This is a genomic window from Burkholderia sp. 4M9327F10 (genome assembly GCF_005503145.1).
GTDB lineage: Bacteria > Pseudomonadota > Gammaproteobacteria > Burkholderiales > Burkholderiaceae > Paraburkholderia.
In genome coordinates this window covers 107,336-124,044 of record NZ_SCNV01000021.1, presented here as the reverse complement: position 1 = coordinate 124,044, position 16,709 = coordinate 107,336, and the positions used below count along the sequence as shown (strand labels likewise).

General features: G+C 60.4%; 16 protein-coding genes. 8 read left to right on the top strand and 8 right to left on the bottom strand.

All coding sequences use genetic code 11. From position 1 onward, the window contains the following. Window positions 1–1,121 precede the first annotated feature (1,121 nt). The 3 genes from gyrB to dnaA form a co-directional block, all read right to left on the bottom strand. On the bottom strand, window positions 1,122–3,593 hold the full coding sequence (gyrB, locus tag FFS45_RS20055; RefSeq protein ID WP_137956373.1) for a DNA topoisomerase (ATP-hydrolyzing) subunit B: 2,472 nt from the start codon (window positions 3,591–3,593) through the stop codon (window positions 1,122–1,124). Between the two features lie 114 nt (window positions 3,594–3,707). After that, window positions 3,708–4,811, bottom strand: a complete 1,104-nt coding sequence (dnaN, locus tag FFS45_RS20050; RefSeq protein WP_137956372.1) for a DNA polymerase III subunit beta — start codon at window positions 4,809–4,811, stop codon at window positions 3,708–3,710. Between the two features lie 292 nt (window positions 4,812–5,103). Further along, a complete protein-coding gene (gene dnaA, locus FFS45_RS20045) occupies window positions 5,104–6,699 on the bottom strand; it encodes a chromosomal replication initiator protein DnaA (RefSeq protein WP_212745745.1) in 1,596 nt (531 codons plus the stop codon). A 382-nt stretch (window positions 6,700–7,081) separates the two neighbouring features. Between dnaA and rpmH the strand changes: the two genes are divergently transcribed. The 4 genes from rpmH (at window position 7,082) to yidC (ending at window position 9,796) form a co-directional block, all read left to right on the top strand. Continuing rightward, complete coding sequence (gene rpmH, locus FFS45_RS20040) at window positions 7,082–7,216, top strand: 50S ribosomal protein L34 (RefSeq protein WP_004198824.1); 135 nt, start codon at window positions 7,082–7,084, stop codon at window positions 7,214–7,216. Between the two features lie 29 nt (window positions 7,217–7,245). Then, complete coding sequence (gene rnpA / locus FFS45_RS20035; protein WP_249362857.1) at window positions 7,246–7,731, top strand: ribonuclease P protein component; 486 nt, start codon at window positions 7,246–7,248, stop codon at window positions 7,729–7,731. A 145-nt stretch (window positions 7,732–7,876) separates the two neighbouring features. Continuing rightward, window positions 7,877–8,107 (top strand): membrane protein insertion efficiency factor YidD, encoded by a 231-nt coding sequence (yidD, locus tag FFS45_RS20030; RefSeq protein WP_074262996.1) that lies wholly within the window; start codon window positions 7,877–7,879, stop codon window positions 8,105–8,107. A 30-nt stretch (window positions 8,108–8,137) separates the two neighbouring features. Next, window positions 8,138–9,796, top strand: coding sequence for a membrane protein insertase YidC (gene yidC / locus FFS45_RS20025; RefSeq protein WP_137956369.1), 1,659 nt, complete (start codon window positions 8,138–8,140; stop codon window positions 9,794–9,796). Between the two features lie 174 nt (window positions 9,797–9,970). Here yidC and FFS45_RS20020 read toward each other — a convergent pair whose 3' ends face one another. Further along, window positions 9,971–10,378 (bottom strand): XRE family transcriptional regulator, encoded by a 408-nt coding sequence (locus FFS45_RS20020; RefSeq protein WP_137956368.1) that lies wholly within the window; start codon window positions 10,376–10,378, stop codon window positions 9,971–9,973. 350 nt (window positions 10,379–10,728) lie between these two features. Between FFS45_RS20020 and mnmE the strand changes: the two genes are divergently transcribed. Both mnmE and FFS45_RS20010 read left to right on the top strand, forming a co-directional pair. Beyond that, window positions 10,729–12,129, top strand: coding sequence for a tRNA uridine-5-carboxymethylaminomethyl(34) synthesis GTPase MnmE (gene mnmE / locus FFS45_RS20015; RefSeq protein WP_137956367.1), 1,401 nt, complete (start codon window positions 10,729–10,731; stop codon window positions 12,127–12,129). Between the two features lie 162 nt (window positions 12,130–12,291). Beyond that, window positions 12,292–13,518, top strand: coding sequence for an integrase arm-type DNA-binding domain-containing protein (locus FFS45_RS20010; RefSeq protein WP_137956366.1), 1,227 nt, complete (start codon window positions 12,292–12,294; stop codon window positions 13,516–13,518). Between the two features lie 247 nt (window positions 13,519–13,765). Here FFS45_RS20010 and FFS45_RS20005 read toward each other — a convergent pair whose 3' ends face one another. After that, window positions 13,766–14,062 (bottom strand): DUF4148 domain-containing protein, encoded by a 297-nt coding sequence (locus FFS45_RS20005; protein WP_137956365.1) that lies wholly within the window; start codon window positions 14,060–14,062, stop codon window positions 13,766–13,768. 668 nt (window positions 14,063–14,730) lie between these two features. Between FFS45_RS20005 and FFS45_RS42755 the strand changes: the two genes are divergently transcribed. Next, window positions 14,731–14,856, top strand: a complete 126-nt coding sequence (locus FFS45_RS42755) for a hypothetical protein (RefSeq protein ID WP_283204761.1) — start codon at window positions 14,731–14,733, stop codon at window positions 14,854–14,856. Between the two features lie 6 nt (window positions 14,857–14,862). Here the strand turns inward: FFS45_RS42755 and FFS45_RS41780 are convergent, their stop codons facing one another. Then, the gene (locus FFS45_RS41780; RefSeq protein ID WP_171029689.1) at window positions 14,863–15,021 is read right to left on the bottom strand and encodes a hypothetical protein; all 159 of its coding nucleotides are present in this window, start codon (window positions 15,019–15,021) and stop codon (window positions 14,863–14,865) included. A 426-nt stretch (window positions 15,022–15,447) separates the two neighbouring features. Between FFS45_RS41780 and FFS45_RS41775 the strand changes: the two genes are divergently transcribed. Further along, window positions 15,448–15,621, top strand: coding sequence for a hypothetical protein (locus FFS45_RS41775; RefSeq protein ID WP_171029688.1), 174 nt, complete (start codon window positions 15,448–15,450; stop codon window positions 15,619–15,621). 82 nt (window positions 15,622–15,703) lie between these two features. On the opposite strand, the gene FFS45_RS20000 is transcribed toward FFS45_RS41775, so the two are convergent. Further along, window positions 15,704–15,907, bottom strand: coding sequence for a hypothetical protein (locus FFS45_RS20000; protein WP_137956364.1), 204 nt, complete (start codon window positions 15,905–15,907; stop codon window positions 15,704–15,706). Between the two features lie 152 nt (window positions 15,908–16,059). Next, window positions 16,060–16,413, bottom strand: a complete 354-nt coding sequence (locus FFS45_RS19995) for an ecotin precursor (RefSeq protein ID WP_137956363.1) — start codon at window positions 16,411–16,413, stop codon at window positions 16,060–16,062. Window positions 16,414–16,709 lie beyond the last annotated feature (296 nt).

Genomic DNA, 16,709 nt, shown 5'->3' with positions numbered 1-16,709 from the left:
AAAGAAGGAGAGAAAGAAGACCCAGACACCCACCGAATAACCCGCAAAGCTGGTCCAACGGGTGGGTCAGAATTCAATGCAAATCGTGGGTCAGGATTCCGCGCAAATCAACAGAGCGGGGGCTCTCGCACACCTTTCGGAGCTTCTCGTTTTCGAACGCCAGTTTTATGGGCATTGTAGGAACTATGCCGGCGGCCGAGAAGCTGGCCAGCCTGAGCAACGCTTATGCAGCGAGCATCATCTGTCTTTGGGGATTGCGCGAGCCCGTGCAGTTTGCAAGCCGTCGGCTTGGGAACGCAGCAGCACGCTTCAATCCACTGATTTTATCAATATCTCACCGCCGAGCGATGTGCTTGAAGACGAAGCACCGTCACGCCTTCGCGTCGTGATGGAAACAAGCGCAGCCGGCTGCGCCGTCGACACCATATCGTCTTTGACCGGGCGGAGTTGATATTGCCGGCGGGAGTGCGGGCGAGAGGATGGTTCCAGCGACCGTAGCTGATACGGCGCCGAAGCCCCGGTCCGCCCGCTTGAGGAAGCATACCGGGGCGATTTCTTCGATTTCGCCATCATTCGCTCATTGCTGCGATGCGACGCTATACGGAGAGGAAGGAGCGTTCGAGGGAAGCTAATCCTCTGCGATTCTTCTCAAAATTGCGGGTCGCAAACCCCGATTTTTCGCGCACTCCGCAGAGCACTGAAAGAGCGTTCCGCAGCCCGTCCAGCAAGCTCCTGGGGGGATTTTGGCCCCCGTCACGGGACGCTTCTGACGGAGGTCGCGGAACGCATTCATTTGGTGCGAACACAAATATGCAGTCCGGAGCGATCCGCAGACCTACCATCACCGACTTCGCCAAATTACATGAATTTTTTCCACATCTTGCAGTGGCCGTGACGTTGCGTAGCTCGGCCTTTCAGCTGAGCTCGAGACGCTCCGTGCGGCGGCATCCGTTTGCCAACGTCCCGCTGTGATGCCAGCCCTAAATTTGTCTTCGGCCTAGGCCCACAATCGCAACAGCTTTCTTGCCTCGATAGGTCAGTCGCACAAACTCGGTCTCACAGTCGCAAAACTGTGGCGCCAGTCGCACTTACTCTGGCGCCCTACGCCGCTACACTGAGAATCAAACATCAATATTCCCCGCCCTCAACGCATTAGACTCAATGAACGCCCTACGCGGCTCGACATCATCCCCCATGAGCGTGGTGAAAATGCCATCGGCAGCAATAGCATCCTCAATCTGCACGCGAAGCAAGCGCCGAACATTAGGATCCATAGTAGTTTCCCAAAGCTGCTCAGGATTCATCTCACCGAGGCCTTTATAGCGCTGCTTCGAGACGTTGCGTTCAGCATCAGCAATCAACCACTTCATAGCACTCTTGAAGTCGTTCACGGCCATACTCCGCTCACCCCGCTTGATAACAGCCCCAGCCCCAATCAACCCCTTGAACGTCAGCGCGGTGTTAACCAGCTGCTGATAATCCGCAGTCAACTGAAACTCTTCATCAAAAACCGAAACCTTCTGATTCCCATGATGCGTCCGCGACACGCGCAGCGACCTTAGCTCCCGCACCTGGTCATACATAGTCGTAACAACAACCTCAGGCTTCAAAGGATCATCCCTCAGCTTCTCCTCAAGCGCCTTAGCCGAAGCCTCAGCGGCCTGTTCGCTTGAGAGATCAATCCCAACCCCATCCATCACAGCCTCAAGCGCCCCAGCGTCATAGAGCCGACTCAACCGATCAACCACAGCCTGCGCGAGCAAGTAGGAACGAGCCAGTTCACCCAGCGCATCCCCAGCAATCGCCGTAGCATTCTCCGCCGGCACAAGCTCCGACCCATTCAGCGCGAGCCTGAGCATATGAGCATTAAGCTCAGCCGCATCCTTGAGATACCGCTCATCCTTCCCAGCCTTGATCTTGTAAAGCGGCGGTTGAGCGATATAAATAAACCCACGCTCGATCATCTCCGGCATCTGCCGATAGAAGAACGTCAGCAGCAGCGTCCGAATGTGCGCACCGTCCACGTCAGCATCGGTCATGATGATGATGCGGTGATAACGCAGCTTCTCAAGGTTGTAGTCTTCCTTGCCGATCCCGCAACCCAGCGCAGTGATCAGCGTAACAATCTGCTCCGAAGAAAGCAGCTTGTCATACCGGGCCTTCTCGACGTTAAGCACCTTGCCACGCAGCGGCAAGATAGCCTGAAACTTCCGGTCGCGGCCTTGCTTAGCCGACCCGCCTGCCGAGTCACCCTCAACGATATAAATCTCAGACTTAGCCGGATCCTTCTCCTGGCAATCCGCCAGCTTCCCAGGCAGCCCAACCCCATCCAGCACACCCTTACGCCGCGTCATCTCCCGAGCCTTCCGCGCCGCATCGCGCGCACGCGCCGCATCCACAATCTTGCTGCAGATAATCTTGGCGTCGTTCGGCGTTTCCAGCAGAAACTCCTCAAGCGCCTTGGCGACCACGTCTTCCACCGGCGCCCGCACTTCAGAAGAAACCAGCTTGTCCTTGGTCTGCGCGGAGAACTTCGGCTCCGGCACCTTCACGGACAGCACGCACGACAAACCTTCGCGCATATCATCGCCCGAGGTTTCAACCTTCGCCTTCTTGGCAATCTCGTGATCGGCGATGTACTTGTTCATCACCCGCGTCATCGCCGCGCGCAAGCCGGTCAAGTGCGTCCCGCCATCCCGTTGCGGAATGTTGTTCGTGAAGCACAGCACGTTCTCGTTGTAGCTATCGTTCCATTGCATAGCCACTTCCACGCCCACACCATCCTTCTCGCCCGTGACGTGGAAAATAGTCGGGTGCAGCACGGCTTTGTTCTTGTTGATGTACTCAACAAAACCCTTCACGCCGCCCACAAACGCGAAATCTTCTTCCTTGCCGGTGCGCTGATCCAGCAGGCGAATCCGCACGCCGTTATTCAGGAACGACAGTTCGCGAATGCGCTTCGCCAGAATGTCGTAGTGGTATTCGATGTTGCCGAAAATCGTCTCATCGGCGAGGAAGTGCACTTCCGTGCCGCGGTTTTCGGTGTCGCCGGTCACCTGAATCGGCGAGACGGCCACGCCGTCGATCTCTTCGAGGATGCGGTTCTGCGGCACGCCACGGTGGAATTCCATGAAGTGCTTCTTGCCGTCGCGGCGAATGGTGAGGCGCAACCATGCCGACAGCGCGTTCACGCACGACACGCCCACGCCGTGCAGGCCGCCGGACACCTTGTAGCTGTTCTGGTCGAACTTGCCGCCGGCGTGCAGCTCGGTCATCACGATTTCAGCGGCGCTGCGCTTCGGGTCGTGCTTGTCGTCCATCTTCAGGCCGGTGGGCACGCCGCGGCCGTTGTCGGTGATGGAGATCGAGTTGTCCGCGTGGATGATCACCTGGATGTCGTCGCAGTGCCCGGCCAACGCTTCGTCGATCGAGTTGTCCAGCACTTCGAAAACGAGGTGGTGCAAACCGGTGCCGTCCGATGTATCCCCGATGTACATACCCGGTCGCTTGCGCACTGCCTCCAGACCTTCGAGGATCTGAATCGATGAGGCGCCGTAGCTGTTATCGGGTTGCGAATTGTTCGTGTCAGTCATGGATTTTTTCCGGTTCTGCGTTGCTGCTTGGTTGCTGCTCGGGACTTTTCAAAACACCATAAAAACGCCAAAGGGGCGCTGCGCCCCTTGGTGTTCTTCTTGATGTTGGACGCGTTAGATGCGCATCGGCATCACCACGTATTTGAATTCGTCGTTCTCAGGAATGGTGATCAACGCGCTGGAGCTGGCATCGCCAAGGCTCACTTGCAACATGTCGACCTTCAGGTTTGCCAGCACGTCGAGCAGATACGTGACGTTAAACCCGATATCGACGCTGTCGCCGGTGTACGCAATTTCCAGTTCTTCCTGCGCTTCTTCCTGGTCGGCGTTGGTGGACATGATCTTCAGCTGGCCCGGCTCGATGATGCAGCGCACGCCCTTGAATTTGTCCGAGGTCAGAATAGCCGCGCGTTGCAGCGAACGCTGCAGTTCTTCGCGGCCAATCAGGAACTGGTTCTTGTGCGACTTCGGAATCACGCGCTGGAAGTCCGGGAATTTCCCTTCCACCAGCTTCGACACCAGCTCGACCTGGCCGAAGGTGAACTTCACCTGGCTCGGCGCAATGTCAATCTTGAGCGTGTCGTCGATATCTTCCAGCAGGCGCTGCAGTTCGAGAATCGTCTTGCGCGGAATGATCACTTCCTGGCGCGCAAACGAGCCTTCGATCTTCATGGACGAGAACGCCAGACGGTGACCGTCCGTTGCCACCGCCATCAACTGGTCGCCGTCCACCACCAGCAGCATGCCGTTCAGGTAATAGCGAATGTCCTGCTGGGCCATGGAGAAATGCACCATGCCGAGCAGTTGGCGGAACGTCTTCTGGGGAACCACCAGGTTCGCGCCGAAGTCTTTAGCTTGAGCGACGGTCGGGAACTCGTCCGCGGCCAGCGTCTGCAGCGCAAAGCGGCTCTTGCCGGATTGCACGGTGAGGCGCTTGTCGTTCAGCGTCAGCGTGACCTGGCCGTCGGGCATGACACGCAGAATGTCGAGCAGTTTGCGCGCCGCTACCGTAGTCGCAACCGAATCGCCGCCCACGCCGAAGTCGCCGTGCGTGGTGATCTGCAGTTCGAGGTCGGTGGACAGGAACGACACGTCGGGGCCGTTCTTGGTAATCAGCAAGTTGGCGAGGATCGGCAACGTATGGCGGCGTTCGACGATGCCGCTCACGGTTTGCAGCGGCCTGAGGAGGTTATCGCGTTCGGTCTTGACCAGTTGCATAGAGTTCCTTCGTTGATGTGACGGCCTGCGCGCCCCGCTCGGCAATCCTGCACGCGGCCCCGGCCCCCGCCGGCGCTACGCTGCGCCAGTCACGGCGTACATCCGCCCTCAGCCGCCGGGCGGTTAAACCTGTATTGTGCCTGAAAACAGAACCGCTCCCCTAAAATGGGGGCGAGTTCCGAAATAAACAGGTCGATTTTTCCCGCTTTCTGCCCAAATTTTGAGCAGCACCGCTGCGGCTTCGAGGTTGCCTCGCAGTTACCCCCGACACCGCTTCAAAATCAGCCCGCCCTCACCCCTTCAAGGTCTGCTCGAGCACGTGCAGTTCGTGGTTCAACTGCGCGTCCTTGCTCCGCTCGTCGGCAATCTTGCGCACCGCGTGCAACACCGTCGTGTGGTCGCGCCCGCCGAACAGCTCGCCGATTTCCGGCAAGCTTTTCTGCGTCAGTTCCTTCGCCAGGTACATCGCAATCTGGCGCGGCCGCGCAATGTTCGCCGGCCGCTTCTTCGAATACATGTCGGCGACCTTGATGCTGTAAAAGTCCGCCACCGTCTTCTGGATGTTTTCCACCGAAATCTGCCGGTTCTGCACCGTCAGCAGGTCTTTCAGCGCTTCTTTGGTCAGTTCGATGGAAATCTCGCGGCCATGGAACTTCGAGTACGCGAGGATCTTGCGCAGCGCGCCTTCCAGTTCACGGACGTTCGAGCGCAGGTGCTTGGCGACGAAGAACGCCACGTCCTCATTCAGGCTCACGCCTTCGGACTGCGCCTTGCGCATCAGAATCGCCACGCGCATTTCCAGCTCGGGCGGCTCGATGGCCACCGTCAGGCCGGAGTCGAAGCGTGAGATCAGCCGGTCGTCGATGCCCGAAATTTCCTTCGGGTACGTATCACTGGTGATGATCACCTGCGCCTTGTTGGCCACCAGCGCCTCGAACGCGTAGAAGAACTCTTCCTGCGTGCGCGACTTGCCCGAGAAGAACTGAATATCGTCGATCAGCAGCAGGTCGAGCGAGTGGTAGTAGCGCTTGAAGTCGTCGAACGCCTTGCGCTGGTAGGCCTTCACCACGTCGGACACATACTGTTCCGCGTGGATATAACGAATCCGCGCGCCGGCCTTGTCCATCAATAACTGATTGCCGATGGCGTGGATCAGGTGGGTCTTGCCGAGGCCCACGCCGCCATACAGAAACAGCGGGTTGTACGAGATGCCGGGGTTGTCCGCCACCTGAATCGCGGCGGCGCGCGCCAGCTGGTTGGCCTTACCGGTCACGAAATTGTCGAAGGTCAGCACGGGGTTGAGCTTGGAGCGCTCGTACATCGAGTCGCTCTCGGCGCTGCCTTGCTGAGCGGCGCTCTGGCCCGGGCGCCATGTGCGGCGCGCCGCGGCGGCTTCGTTGGCGTCGAGGCTCGGCAGATCGAGGTCGCCGCCGTCGTCCACATTGCTCGGTTGCGCGCTGTTTGCGCCATTGCCGGCGGCCGAACCGTGGGCGGCGCCATTACTGGCGCCATGGGTACGGGCGGCCTGCGCCGCCTGCACGGCGCCCACAGCCGCGTCCACGGCAGCCGTGCTGCTGTTGCCCGCCAGTTGCGTCGGCCGTGCCGGCGCTGGCGCAGCAGCGGCCGCGCCGCGCATGCCGGCCTTGGGGTCGAGGACAAACTGGACGTCGACAGGCGCGTGCCAGAAGTCGCGCGCCATATCGGATATGCGGCCGGAAAACTGGCTCTTGACCCAGTCAAGCTTGAAGCGGTTGGGCGCTGCGATGCTCAGCGTGTTCGCTGCCGCATCGAAGGCAACCGGGGCCAACGGTTTGATCCACGTCACGTACTGCTGGGGCGTTAGCTCACGCTCTAGCAGTGCGGAACAGTGTTGCCAGAATTCGTTCATCGAGTTGCTATCGTTATGTTTGCACGGCGGACCGCCGGCTCCCTTGTTGCAGATACACAACAAGGCCCTGAGCGGCCAGGCGGAACGGCTCCAGGCGCTTGTGCCACAAGGGTTTGCGGGGCAAGCGAGCCGGAGCGGCGTGCAGGATTTTTGGGAAGTAGGACGAGATTCTACCGCCAAAATAACCAGAAAAGGGAGTTATCCACAGGGACGGATCATTCCCCGCTTATGCGCCTCGCCTGTGGAATACGTCGCTAAACTATTGACGACCAAAAGAAAACCGGTTTAAATAGCGGGTTCCGCGAAAACCAATTTTTGAACCACCGGCCATTGCACCTTCCGCGATGCTCGCGCGGTTATTTCTCAGCAAAGTGAGCGCAACATGAAACGTACTTACCAACCTTCCGTTACCCGTCGCAAGCGCACCCACGGCTTCCGCGTTCGCATGAAGACCGCTGGTGGCCGCAAGGTCATCAACGCACGTCGCGCGAAGGGCCGCAAGCGCCTCGCCATCTAAGGCTGGCGAGCGGATTGCGCGCTCCGTCTGTGCAACCCGACACCCGCGGCAGCGCGGGAACGGCAGGAGCGGCGCAGCAACCGGGCTCGGGTCCGTTGCGAGCGCAAGCCGCCTTCCCCAAAGCCGCAAGGCTGCTAAAAACGGATGAATTCTCATCCGTTTTTCGTTTGCGCCCGTGGCGCCGCACCGCACACTTCGTTGTGTACGCCCGGCCCACCGGCAACGACGCGCGCTTGGGCCTCGTGATCGGCAAGAAGTATGCGCCGCGCGCAGTCACGCGCAATCTGGTGCGCCGTCTCGCGCGCGAGGCCTTCCGGCTGCGTCGCGCGGATTTCGGCGGTTGGGACGTGCTGCTGCGTTTGCACACGCGCTTCGACAAGAAGGCCATGCCTGCCGCCTCGTCACCGCCGTTGAAGACGCTGTGCCGTAGTGAAATAGAGGCGTTGCTCGACAAGGCAGCGCGCGAAATTGCCCGTCGTGAGGCGCCACCCGCGGATGCGCCTGCGACGCAATGACGCTCATGGAGAGGCTCGTGCGGCTGCTTGGGGGGTCACTCAGGTGGTCGCTGATCTGGTTGCACCTGCGGTCGGTCAGGCGATCCGGCCGCTGGGGCATTACCCGGTATTCCTTCTTGGGCGGCGCTGCCTGGCCGCACTAGTCATGCAAACGGTACTTTTCGCTTTATTGCGCTTCTACAAGGTTGCCGTAAGCCCTCTGCTCGGCAACCGGTGCCGTTTTTACCCTTCCTGCTCTGATTACGCGCGCGAAGCAATCCAGTATCATGGCGCCGCGCGCGGGACTTATCTCGCCGCCAGGCGCATTTGCCGCTGTCACCCGTTTTCTGCGGGCGGCATCGATCTTGTCCCGCCTCCCACTTCTGAAAAGCGCTGACGCGCCGTTCCATCGACACTGAGACAACGCATGGATATCAAACGCACCGTCCTATGGGTCATCTTCTTCATGTCAGCGGTCATGCTGTTCGACAACTGGCAACGCGACCACGGACGCCCGTCGATGTTTTTCCCGAGCGCTACGCAGACGCAAACCGCGGCCAGCGCAGCACCGGGTACGACGACGCCGGGAACCCAGCCTGCCGATTTGCCGCAGACGAACACTTCCGCTCCGGGCAACACAGCGCCCGCAGCCCAGGCCCAACTGATCCCGTTCACGACTGACGTCTACAGCGGTGAAATCGACACGCGCGGCGGTACGCTGTCCAAGCTGTCGCTGATCAACAAGGGCAACGGCAACCAGCCGGATCTCGTCATCACCCTGTTCGACCACACCGCCGATCACACGTATCTGGCGCGCACGGGTCTGCTCGGCGGCGATTTCCCGAACCACAATGACATCTACACGCCGGTCCCGAACCAGCCGCACGATCTGACGGGCGACGCCAAGTCGTTCTCGCTCAGCTTCGAATCGCCGGTCAAGGGTGGCGTGAAGGTCGTGAAGACGTACACGTTCACGCGCGGCAGCTACGTGATCGGCGTCGACACGAAGATCGTCAACGTGGGCACGACGCCGGTGTCGCCGACCGTCTATATGGAACTGGTGCGCGACAGCCAGCCGGTGGAAACGCCGCGCTTCTCGCACACCTTCATTGGACCGGCTGTCTACACGGATCAGCACCACTTCCAGAAGATGACGTTCAGCGACATCGACAAGAACAAGGAAGACTACGCGAGCTCGGCCGACAACGGCTGGATCGCGATGGTGCAGCACTACTTCGCAACCGCGTGGATTCCGCAGCAAGGCGTCAAGCGCGATATCTATGTCGAGAAGATCGATCCGTCGCTGTATCGCGTGGGTGTGAAGGAAGCGGTTCCGGCCATTGCGCCGGGCCAATCGGCTGACGTGTCGGCGCGCCTGTTCGCCGGTCCGGAAGAAGAGCGCATGCTCGAAGGCATCGCCCCGGGTCTGGAACTGGTCAAGGACTATGGCTGGGTCACCATCATCGCCAAGCCGCTCTTCTGGCTGCTGGAAAAGATTCACAGCTATGTCGGCAACTGGGGCTGGTCGATCGTCCTGCTCACGCTGCTGATCAAGGCCGTGTTCTTCCCGCTGTCGGCCGCCAGCTACAAGTCGATGGCGCGCATGAAGGCGATCACGCCGCGCATGCAAGCGCTGCGCGAACGCTTCAAGGGCGATCCGCAGAAGATGAACGCCGCGCTGATGGAGTTGTACAAGACCGAGAAGGTCAATCCGTTCGGCGGCTGTCTGCCGGTCGTGATCCAGATTCCGGTGTTCATCTCGCTGTACTGGGTGCTGCTGTCGTCGGTGGAAATGCGCGGCGCGCCGTGGATTCTGTGGATTCACGATCTGTCGCAGCAAGACCCGTATTTCATCCTGCCGGTCCTGATGGCCGTCTCGATGTTCCTGCAAACGCGTCTGAACCCGACCCCGCCGGACCCGGTTCAAGCCAAGATGATGATGTTCATGCCGATCGCGTTCTCGGTCATGTTCTTCTTCTTCCCGGCTGGTCTCGTGCTGTACTACGTGGTCAACAACGTGCTGTCGATCGCCCAGCAGTACTACATCACGCGCATGATGGGGCAGTCGAAGACGAAGACGGCTTAAGCAGCGTTATCGTCTGAGGGCTGGAAGCGAACCCGGTCGGTTCGCCCCTCACCCACCTCAGCCACCGCAGCAAGCAAGGCAAGCTGCAAAAAAGCCGCCCGGTGTGAAACCGGGCGGCTTTTTATTTGGGTACGCGATTTGGACCGCGGGTTCTGGATACGCCTCGCGCGGGATTCACTCTTTGCCGGCGTCGTACAGGCGATCGACGAATTCTTCAAGGAAGTGACGGTCTTTCGGATCGAGCGCCTCGATCTTCGAGGCGAGCTGGAGCGCTTCCGGCGTCAGCGGGTATTTCTCACCGGGAGCCAGCGGCTTGGCTTTCGCGCCCGCCGGCGGGGGCGGCCCATAGTGAAGCCAGTGCACGCCTACGCCCAGCCAGTCGGCGAGCGTCTGCAGTTTGTCCGGCGTCGGAATGGTTCGGCCCGTCAGCCACTTGTGCGCGGTCTGCGGCGAGACAGGCGCGTCGCCGCGATGCAGCAGATTGAATTGCCTGGCGAGCTGAGTCCCGCCCTTGACGTTCTTCCGGGCAATCTGGTCTTGCAGCCTTTTGGCGAACGCTAGTTTTTCTTTGGAGGTCGGCATGGGCCAGATTGTGCAATCCGGCGCTCCATCAGTGGACAACCGTTTAGGCTATAAATTCGCGCAATTACGCTATTTTTAGCCCAAAATGAGCGCCAGATAAAGCGTCGCGCAATTTTAGCAAATGACGCCTTTTTCCTTCTGCAGCATACGTTCCGCGTCACCACGCCCGCCCGACAGTTGTGTTCACCTTACGGACTTATCTTAACGTATATGAGATAAATCCTTATTTGTCTGATAAAAACCGGGCCGTCCTATTCGACGGCCTCACCCGGAGTCGCGCGGACGGGCCGCGTTACAATGCCTCGCGCCCCTTCTGGGCCTTCCGTTCCTCTGCTTTTGCTCCTGATCCCATGCTCGCCACCGACTCCGATCCCATCGTCGCCATTGCCACCGCGCCAGGTCGTGGCGGAATCGGCGTAGTCCGGATTTCGTTCGGACGGGCCGGTGCGGCGGCAGCCGAGCCGTTGATGCTCGCGCTCACCGGCCAGTCGCTGACTCCGCGCCATGCGAGCTATGTGCCGTTTCTAGACGCCAACGGCAACGCGCTCGATCGCGGCATCGCGCTGTACTTCCCGGCGCCGAACTCCTACACCGGCGAGCATGTCCTCGAATTGCAGGGCCACGGCGGCCCGATCGTGCTGCAACTGGTCCTGCAGCGCTGCATCGACGCCGGACGCGACGTGGGTCTGCGTCTCGCGGAGCCCGGCGAGTTCACGCGCCGCGCCTTCCTCAACGACAAGCTCGATCTGGCCCAAGCCGAGGCGGTCGCGGACCTGATCGAGGCAAGCACCGAGGCGGCCGCGCGTTCGGCCGGCCGCTCGCTTGAGGGCGCGTTCTCGCGCGACGTCCACGCCATGGTCGAAGACGTGATCACGCTACGGATGCTGGTTGAGGCAACGCTGGATTTCCCCGAGGAAGAGATCGACTTCCTCGAAGCCGCGGATGCGCGCGGCAAGCTCGCCCGGATCCGCGAGCAGTTGGCTCATGTGCTGAACGAGGCGCGCCAGGGTGCGCTGCTGCGCGAGGGGCTGTCGGTGGTGCTGGCGGGGCAACCGAACGTGGGCAAGTCGTCGCTGCTGAATGCGCTGGCAGGCGCCGAGCTGGCCATCGTCACACCGATCGCCGGCACGACGCGCGACAAGGTTGCGCAAACCATCCAGATCGAAGGCATTCCGCTGCATGTGATCGACACCGCCGGCCTGCGCGAAACCGAGGACGAGGTGGAGAAGATCGGCATCGAGCGCACGTGGAACGAGATCGAACGCGCCGACGTCGTGCTGCATCTGCTCGACGCGCGGATTGGCATGACGGCCGAGGACGATGCGATTGCCGCCCGCTTCCCGGCCGGCGTGCCGGTGCTGCGGGTGTTGAACAAGACCGATCTGACCGGGCTGGCGCCGGCGGTGCATGCGCTGGATGAGACGGCGGGCGTCGATTTGTGCGAAGTGCGCCTGTCCGCCAAGAAAGGCGACGGCATTGCGCTGTTGCGCGCGGAGCTGCTACGGATCGCAGGATGGCAAGCGGGCGCGGAAAGCGTCTACCTCGCGCGCGAGCGGCACCTGATTGCCTTGCGCGCGGCACAGGAGCATCTGGCAACCGCGGCGGCACATGCGGACCAGAACGCCCAGGCGCTCGATCTATTCGCTGAGGAATTGCGACTGGCGCAGGAGCAGCTCAATTCGATCACTGGCGAGTTTACGTCGGACGATCTTTTAGGAGTGATTTTTAGCCGATTCTGCATCGGCAAGTAAGCGGCTGCGGCACGAGAGTCAAGGAGATCAACAAACCCCCTTAAATTGTGCATCAAACCGGGTTCGCGCCGCTATACTCTCAAGCTTGTTCAAACCCGAAATATTGGTACACAGACTTGAACTTCCGCAATTTCAAATGTCCTGTGTACCAATAACAAAAGCATGCCCAAGCGAGTCCCCCCTCTCACCGAAACCCAGATTCGCGCAATGGAGCCCCGCGCGACCCGCTACTCCGTCGCGGACGGCAATGGGCTGATCCTGGAGGTCATGCCGACCGGCAACAAGGTGTGGCGTTTTCGCTATACGCTCGACGGCGAGCGGCAGCCGCTCACCACCATTGGGGACTACAAACGAATTTCGCTGCGGGTCGCACGCGAACGGGCGCGTAAATACGCCGAGATGGTTGCGGCGGGCACATCGCCGGCCGCAACCGCACGCCGCGATCGCGGCGCGGAAAAGCGCGTCGACCTGCTGCGCGACGCCGCCGAGCTGTATATGACGGCGGCCATGGCGAACAAGTCCGACGAATATCAGCGTACGACGCGGCGCGCGCTCGACAAGGACGTCCTGCAGGCAATCGGCAGCAAGCCGATCGGCGCGGTGACGTCCGAGGACATCCTCGCGATTTGCGAACGGATCAAATCACGCGGCTCGCCGAAGATGGCGCTGCATACGCGCAATGTGGTCAAGCGGCTCTACGAATTCCTGATTGCGCGGCAACTCGCCACTCACAATCCTGCGGCGGTCGTTCCGGCGCGTTTTATCGCCACGCCGGACAACCGTACCCGCGTGCTCACCGCCGAGGAGCTCGGAACCACGCTGTGCGCAATCGATGCCTCGCGCATTCGTCGGCCGCTAAAGCTCGCTTTGCACCTCCTCGTCCAGACGATGGTCCGCAAGTCCGAACTGATCGAGGCGACCTGGGCCGAATTCGACCTCAAAGCGGCGCTGTGGAAGATTCCTGCCACGCGGATGAAAAGCGGCCGTGAACATCAGGTGTATTTGCCGCACCAGGCAGTCGCGATGTTGCGGGAGTTACGCGAAACGAAGAGTAGCCGGACCTATGTGTTTCCGACGGTCAGGGGCGACGATCGTCCCATCGCGAAGAGCACGCTGAACCAGGCGGTCAAAGCGCTCGGACTCGAGGTCGAGCACTTCGTTTTGCACGACTTCAGACGGACGGCGCAGGTGCATTTGCAGGCGATGGGGCAAGCGGCTGACACCATCGAGATGGTGCTGGCGCGTATGCCTAAAGAGAACGCAGCGCAGACGCCGGACCTGAGCGCCGAGCAGCGCAACGTGATGCAGCACTGGGCGGATTTTGTCGAAGCGCAGCAGGTTGCGCAAAGCCCCAACGCGGGCGCGGGCCGCTCGCGGGTGAGGTCTTAGCGGTTATACGCGGAGAACCTCACCGGACGGATGGAGCGCATCCACGGTGGATGGACCGGTTTTTGGTACACACATTTTCGCTCATACCCACCTAATCCAGACTAGACAACGGAAAGAAGTATTTTTGCGAGGTTACATCTCGGAGAAATGCATGTGGCGGACCTCGTGAGCCTCAGGCAGGCCCGACCGCCCCGTAGACCCGCCACCATAACCACCCTCGCATCCCCTCGGGCAACGCAGCCACACCTCACGGACGGCCGTACATCGCATTCCAGTCAGCGGGCGACACATTGCTGCGGCCCGACTCCGACACGCCGCTCACGGCGCCACCGTAACCACTTGCCGCGCCTTTCTGTGCGGCAATGCGCGCTTCGGCGGCCTGCACGGCCACGGGGTAATGAGTTTCGTCGTCGCCGGGGTGGTAGCCGGCCTTTTGATCGGCACGGACCTGTGCACGCGTAACAGGCGCATTCGATTGGGCAAACGACAGGGCCGGAGCGATCAACGCAGCGGCAACGACAACAGCTTGAATCAGCGATTTCATGGTGACTTACCTCGAGAATCTGTTCTTGTCCTGCTACGAACACCCTTGTTCGTAACCAGTGAAGACAGTCTAGGTAAGCGAGTGCTTAAGATTAAGCACCTCACCTGGAAGGGATTGTTATCGAATTAGGTGTAAACCCTGATCTGACTGAGGACAGGGTTCAAAGCGAGACGCCGCAACTGCGCCCCAGCCTGCCGGCGCTGCGCGCGACCATCGCCAGACACGCCGGTAAGTCCGCGAGCAACACCCTCACACGTGATTTCGTCGGACGGTTTGCGGCAGCATGTTCATTCGCGAGACCGTTAGCCCTCCAGAACAATTCATCGCAAAACAGAAAGCCTCGCGTCGACGAGGCTTTTAACAACCAATGCAGTCCGATTCCGACAAATCACAGAATGCTGCGGCGCTCGAAACACATCCTCATTTGCGATGGCTTAGAGTCAGTCCCGTGCGTGATCCCCCGCGCATGTAGTACCATTTTTGGGCCGCCGATTTGGCGGCCTTTTTGTTGACTCGCTTCAGGGCATCTGTCCAGCGTGGTTTCCGCAGGGGATTCCACGTGTTTCGCCAACGGCGTAGTCAGCGTGAAATTCAACCGCCGCGCGTCCTCTTACGCGTTTCTGGCCACCTAAACTTCAAGCAAGGTTGCATGCTTGAGGGAGGCAGCCATGACCGAATCAATGCTGGCGATTTCGATGGCAACCATTCTGATCGTGTTCGGTACCGCGATACGGGCGACCCATCTCAACCGCGATCGGCTGATCAAATGGTTCGAGAAGCACAACATCCGCTGAGCGCGCTCAGTGCCGCGGCCGGGTGAAATCGTACAGACGCTGTCCGTGCATTCCGCGAATCAGGCGTCGCCGCAAATGCTCACGGCGGTAGTGTCCGATCACCAGAAGCGCAGCAATCAGCAGCACTGCGAAACCCATCGCGACGCCCACTGTTGTCTCGTCCATGGTTGCCCCCTTGTCGCCAAGCCGGTGGGATTCATCTTAGGTTGTCGGGGATGTTTTTAACAGGTGAATACCCAATTACCGGGATAAGAGCTGCGACATCTGCCAGCATCGGTTGGGACAGCAACCGGATTCCCAACAGACCCACGCACCCGCCGTCCTGCGCAAAAGAAAGCCCGCACGAGGCGGGCTAAGGGAACTGCTCACTTCTCACACGCGCTGTCCGGGGACCGGCTAGCGCAGACGCATCGTCGCTCACCCCGGCGCATGAGAATGTGCGAAGGCAAACCAAGATTGTGCTTAACTTTGGCGATTTTCTACTGGCCGGCCCGCGCGAACCGACACTACTTAAAGCCCTGCTTTCGCGCGGCGATCGCCTAGAATAAAAGCTTGAAATGTGCGGCGCTCGCGAGCTCGACGGAGGGTCTCATGAACGAATCGGTAATGGCATATTTGCTGGGACCACTTGTGATGGCAGTGGTGGGCGTCGCGTTATGGGCCGTTTCTCATTACCGTCACGACGGCGACCATGGCGAGCGGAGCGAGCGTCCGGAACGCTGGCTCGATACGCATCACGTGGACTGGATGCGGCACCGGCATTGAGGCCCGGCGCAAAAGCAGGCAGCGTGCACAGCGGCACGCGATACGGGTACCGGCAAGCGGCCTGAGGTCCGAAGCCGGTAACCTATCGGCCGTCGAGGATGCGCAATACGTCCCGCGCAAAATCCTCGTCCGCAGTCTCCCAATCGGGTGAGCCGACTGCGTAATCGACCGGATTTTTCTTTCCCTGAGCCTTGCGGATGGCAGCGATACTCAGCGCGAGTGCTCGCGCCTCGAGATACTGCGAATCCTCCGGCCCAAAAGGGATGAATGGATCGTCGTTGTTCATTGCCAGGATGACGGCCTGTTTTGCGCAAACTTTAGTGTCCGAACGCGAAGTTCGAGCTTGATTCGTAGAATCCATCTACCGGAAGGCGGATACCGTATTCACACGGCATCAGCGACGCCACTGCATACACGGTATATCCGCATTTCGCGCCCTTACCAACCCGGCTGAGGCGGCGGCGCATATCCATACGGCCCCGCCGGCGCCGGAGCGCATGCGACGTATGCGCCACGGTACTGGTCATAGCAGTATCCCGGCGGCGCCGCTGCGTACACGGGCGCCGGCTGGTACACCGGAGCCTGGTAGACGACCGGAGCCTGATACACCGGTGCATAAGCCGGCGCCTGATACACGACGGCCGGCGCGGGGTTCAGCGCCGAAGTGACCACCGCGCCCAGCACGGCTCCGCCAATCAGTGCGCCAACCACGTCCGCCCCGTTATGAGCCGAAGCCTGACCAGCGACGGCCAGGCCGCCGACCATCAACACCGCTGCCGCTATTTTTCGCATTTTTTGCTCCGCCATCGGGCTATGTAAGCATGTGAGGCGGATTGTGATCGGGAACCTCAGATACAGATGATGCAAGTGGTAACTGGACGTTACCGGCGTAAGCATCGGGAAGTTGCACCGCTTGACTGGCCAGCGCCCTTGCGACGCCGCCGCCCTTGCGCGCGGCAGGCACTCGCATCATGATCCTGCTGTGAAAAATGCGCTGGGCCGCGATACACGGAATGGTTGGTCGCACGTTCGTGCAATCGCGCTGCCGATCACAGAACCAACAGAACTACACGCAACTACACACACGG

Coding starts and splice junctions, on each gene's coding strand:
- gyrB (WP_137956373.1), bottom strand. CDS start 3,593: ATGACTGACACGAACAATTCGCAACCCGATAACAGCTACGGCGCCTCA.
- dnaN (WP_137956372.1), bottom strand. CDS start 4,811: ATGCAACTGGTCAAGACCGAACGCGATAACCTCCTCAGGCCGCTGCAA.
- dnaA (WP_212745745.1), bottom strand. CDS start 6,699: ATGAACGAATTCTGGCAACACTGTTCCGCACTGCTAGAGCGTGAGCTA.
- rpmH (WP_004198824.1), top strand. CDS start 7,082: ATGAAACGTACTTACCAACCTTCCGTTACCCGTCGCAAGCGCACCCAC.
- yidD (WP_074262996.1), top strand. CDS start 7,877: ATGCAAACGGTACTTTTCGCTTTATTGCGCTTCTACAAGGTTGCCGTA.
- yidC (WP_137956369.1), top strand. CDS start 8,138: ATGGATATCAAACGCACCGTCCTATGGGTCATCTTCTTCATGTCAGCG.
- FFS45_RS20020 (WP_137956368.1), bottom strand. CDS start 10,378: ATGCCGACCTCCAAAGAAAAACTAGCGTTCGCCAAAAGGCTGCAAGAC.
- mnmE (WP_137956367.1), top strand. CDS start 10,729: ATGCTCGCCACCGACTCCGATCCCATCGTCGCCATTGCCACCGCGCCA.
- FFS45_RS20010 (WP_137956366.1), top strand. CDS start 12,292: ATGCCCAAGCGAGTCCCCCCTCTCACCGAAACCCAGATTCGCGCAATG.
- FFS45_RS20005 (WP_137956365.1), bottom strand. CDS start 14,062: ATGAAATCGCTGATTCAAGCTGTTGTCGTTGCCGCTGCGTTGATCGCT.
- FFS45_RS42755 (WP_283204761.1), top strand. CDS start 14,731: ATGACCGAATCAATGCTGGCGATTTCGATGGCAACCATTCTGATCGTG.
- FFS45_RS41780 (WP_171029689.1), bottom strand. CDS start 15,021: ATGGACGAGACAACAGTGGGCGTCGCGATGGGTTTCGCAGTGCTGCTG.
- FFS45_RS41775 (WP_171029688.1), top strand. CDS start 15,448: ATGAACGAATCGGTAATGGCATATTTGCTGGGACCACTTGTGATGGCA.
- FFS45_RS20000 (WP_137956364.1), bottom strand. CDS start 15,907: ATGAACAACGACGATCCATTCATCCCTTTTGGGCCGGAGGATTCGCAG.
- FFS45_RS19995 (WP_137956363.1), bottom strand. CDS start 16,413: ATGCGAAAAATAGCGGCAGCGGTGTTGATGGTCGGCGGCCTGGCCGTC.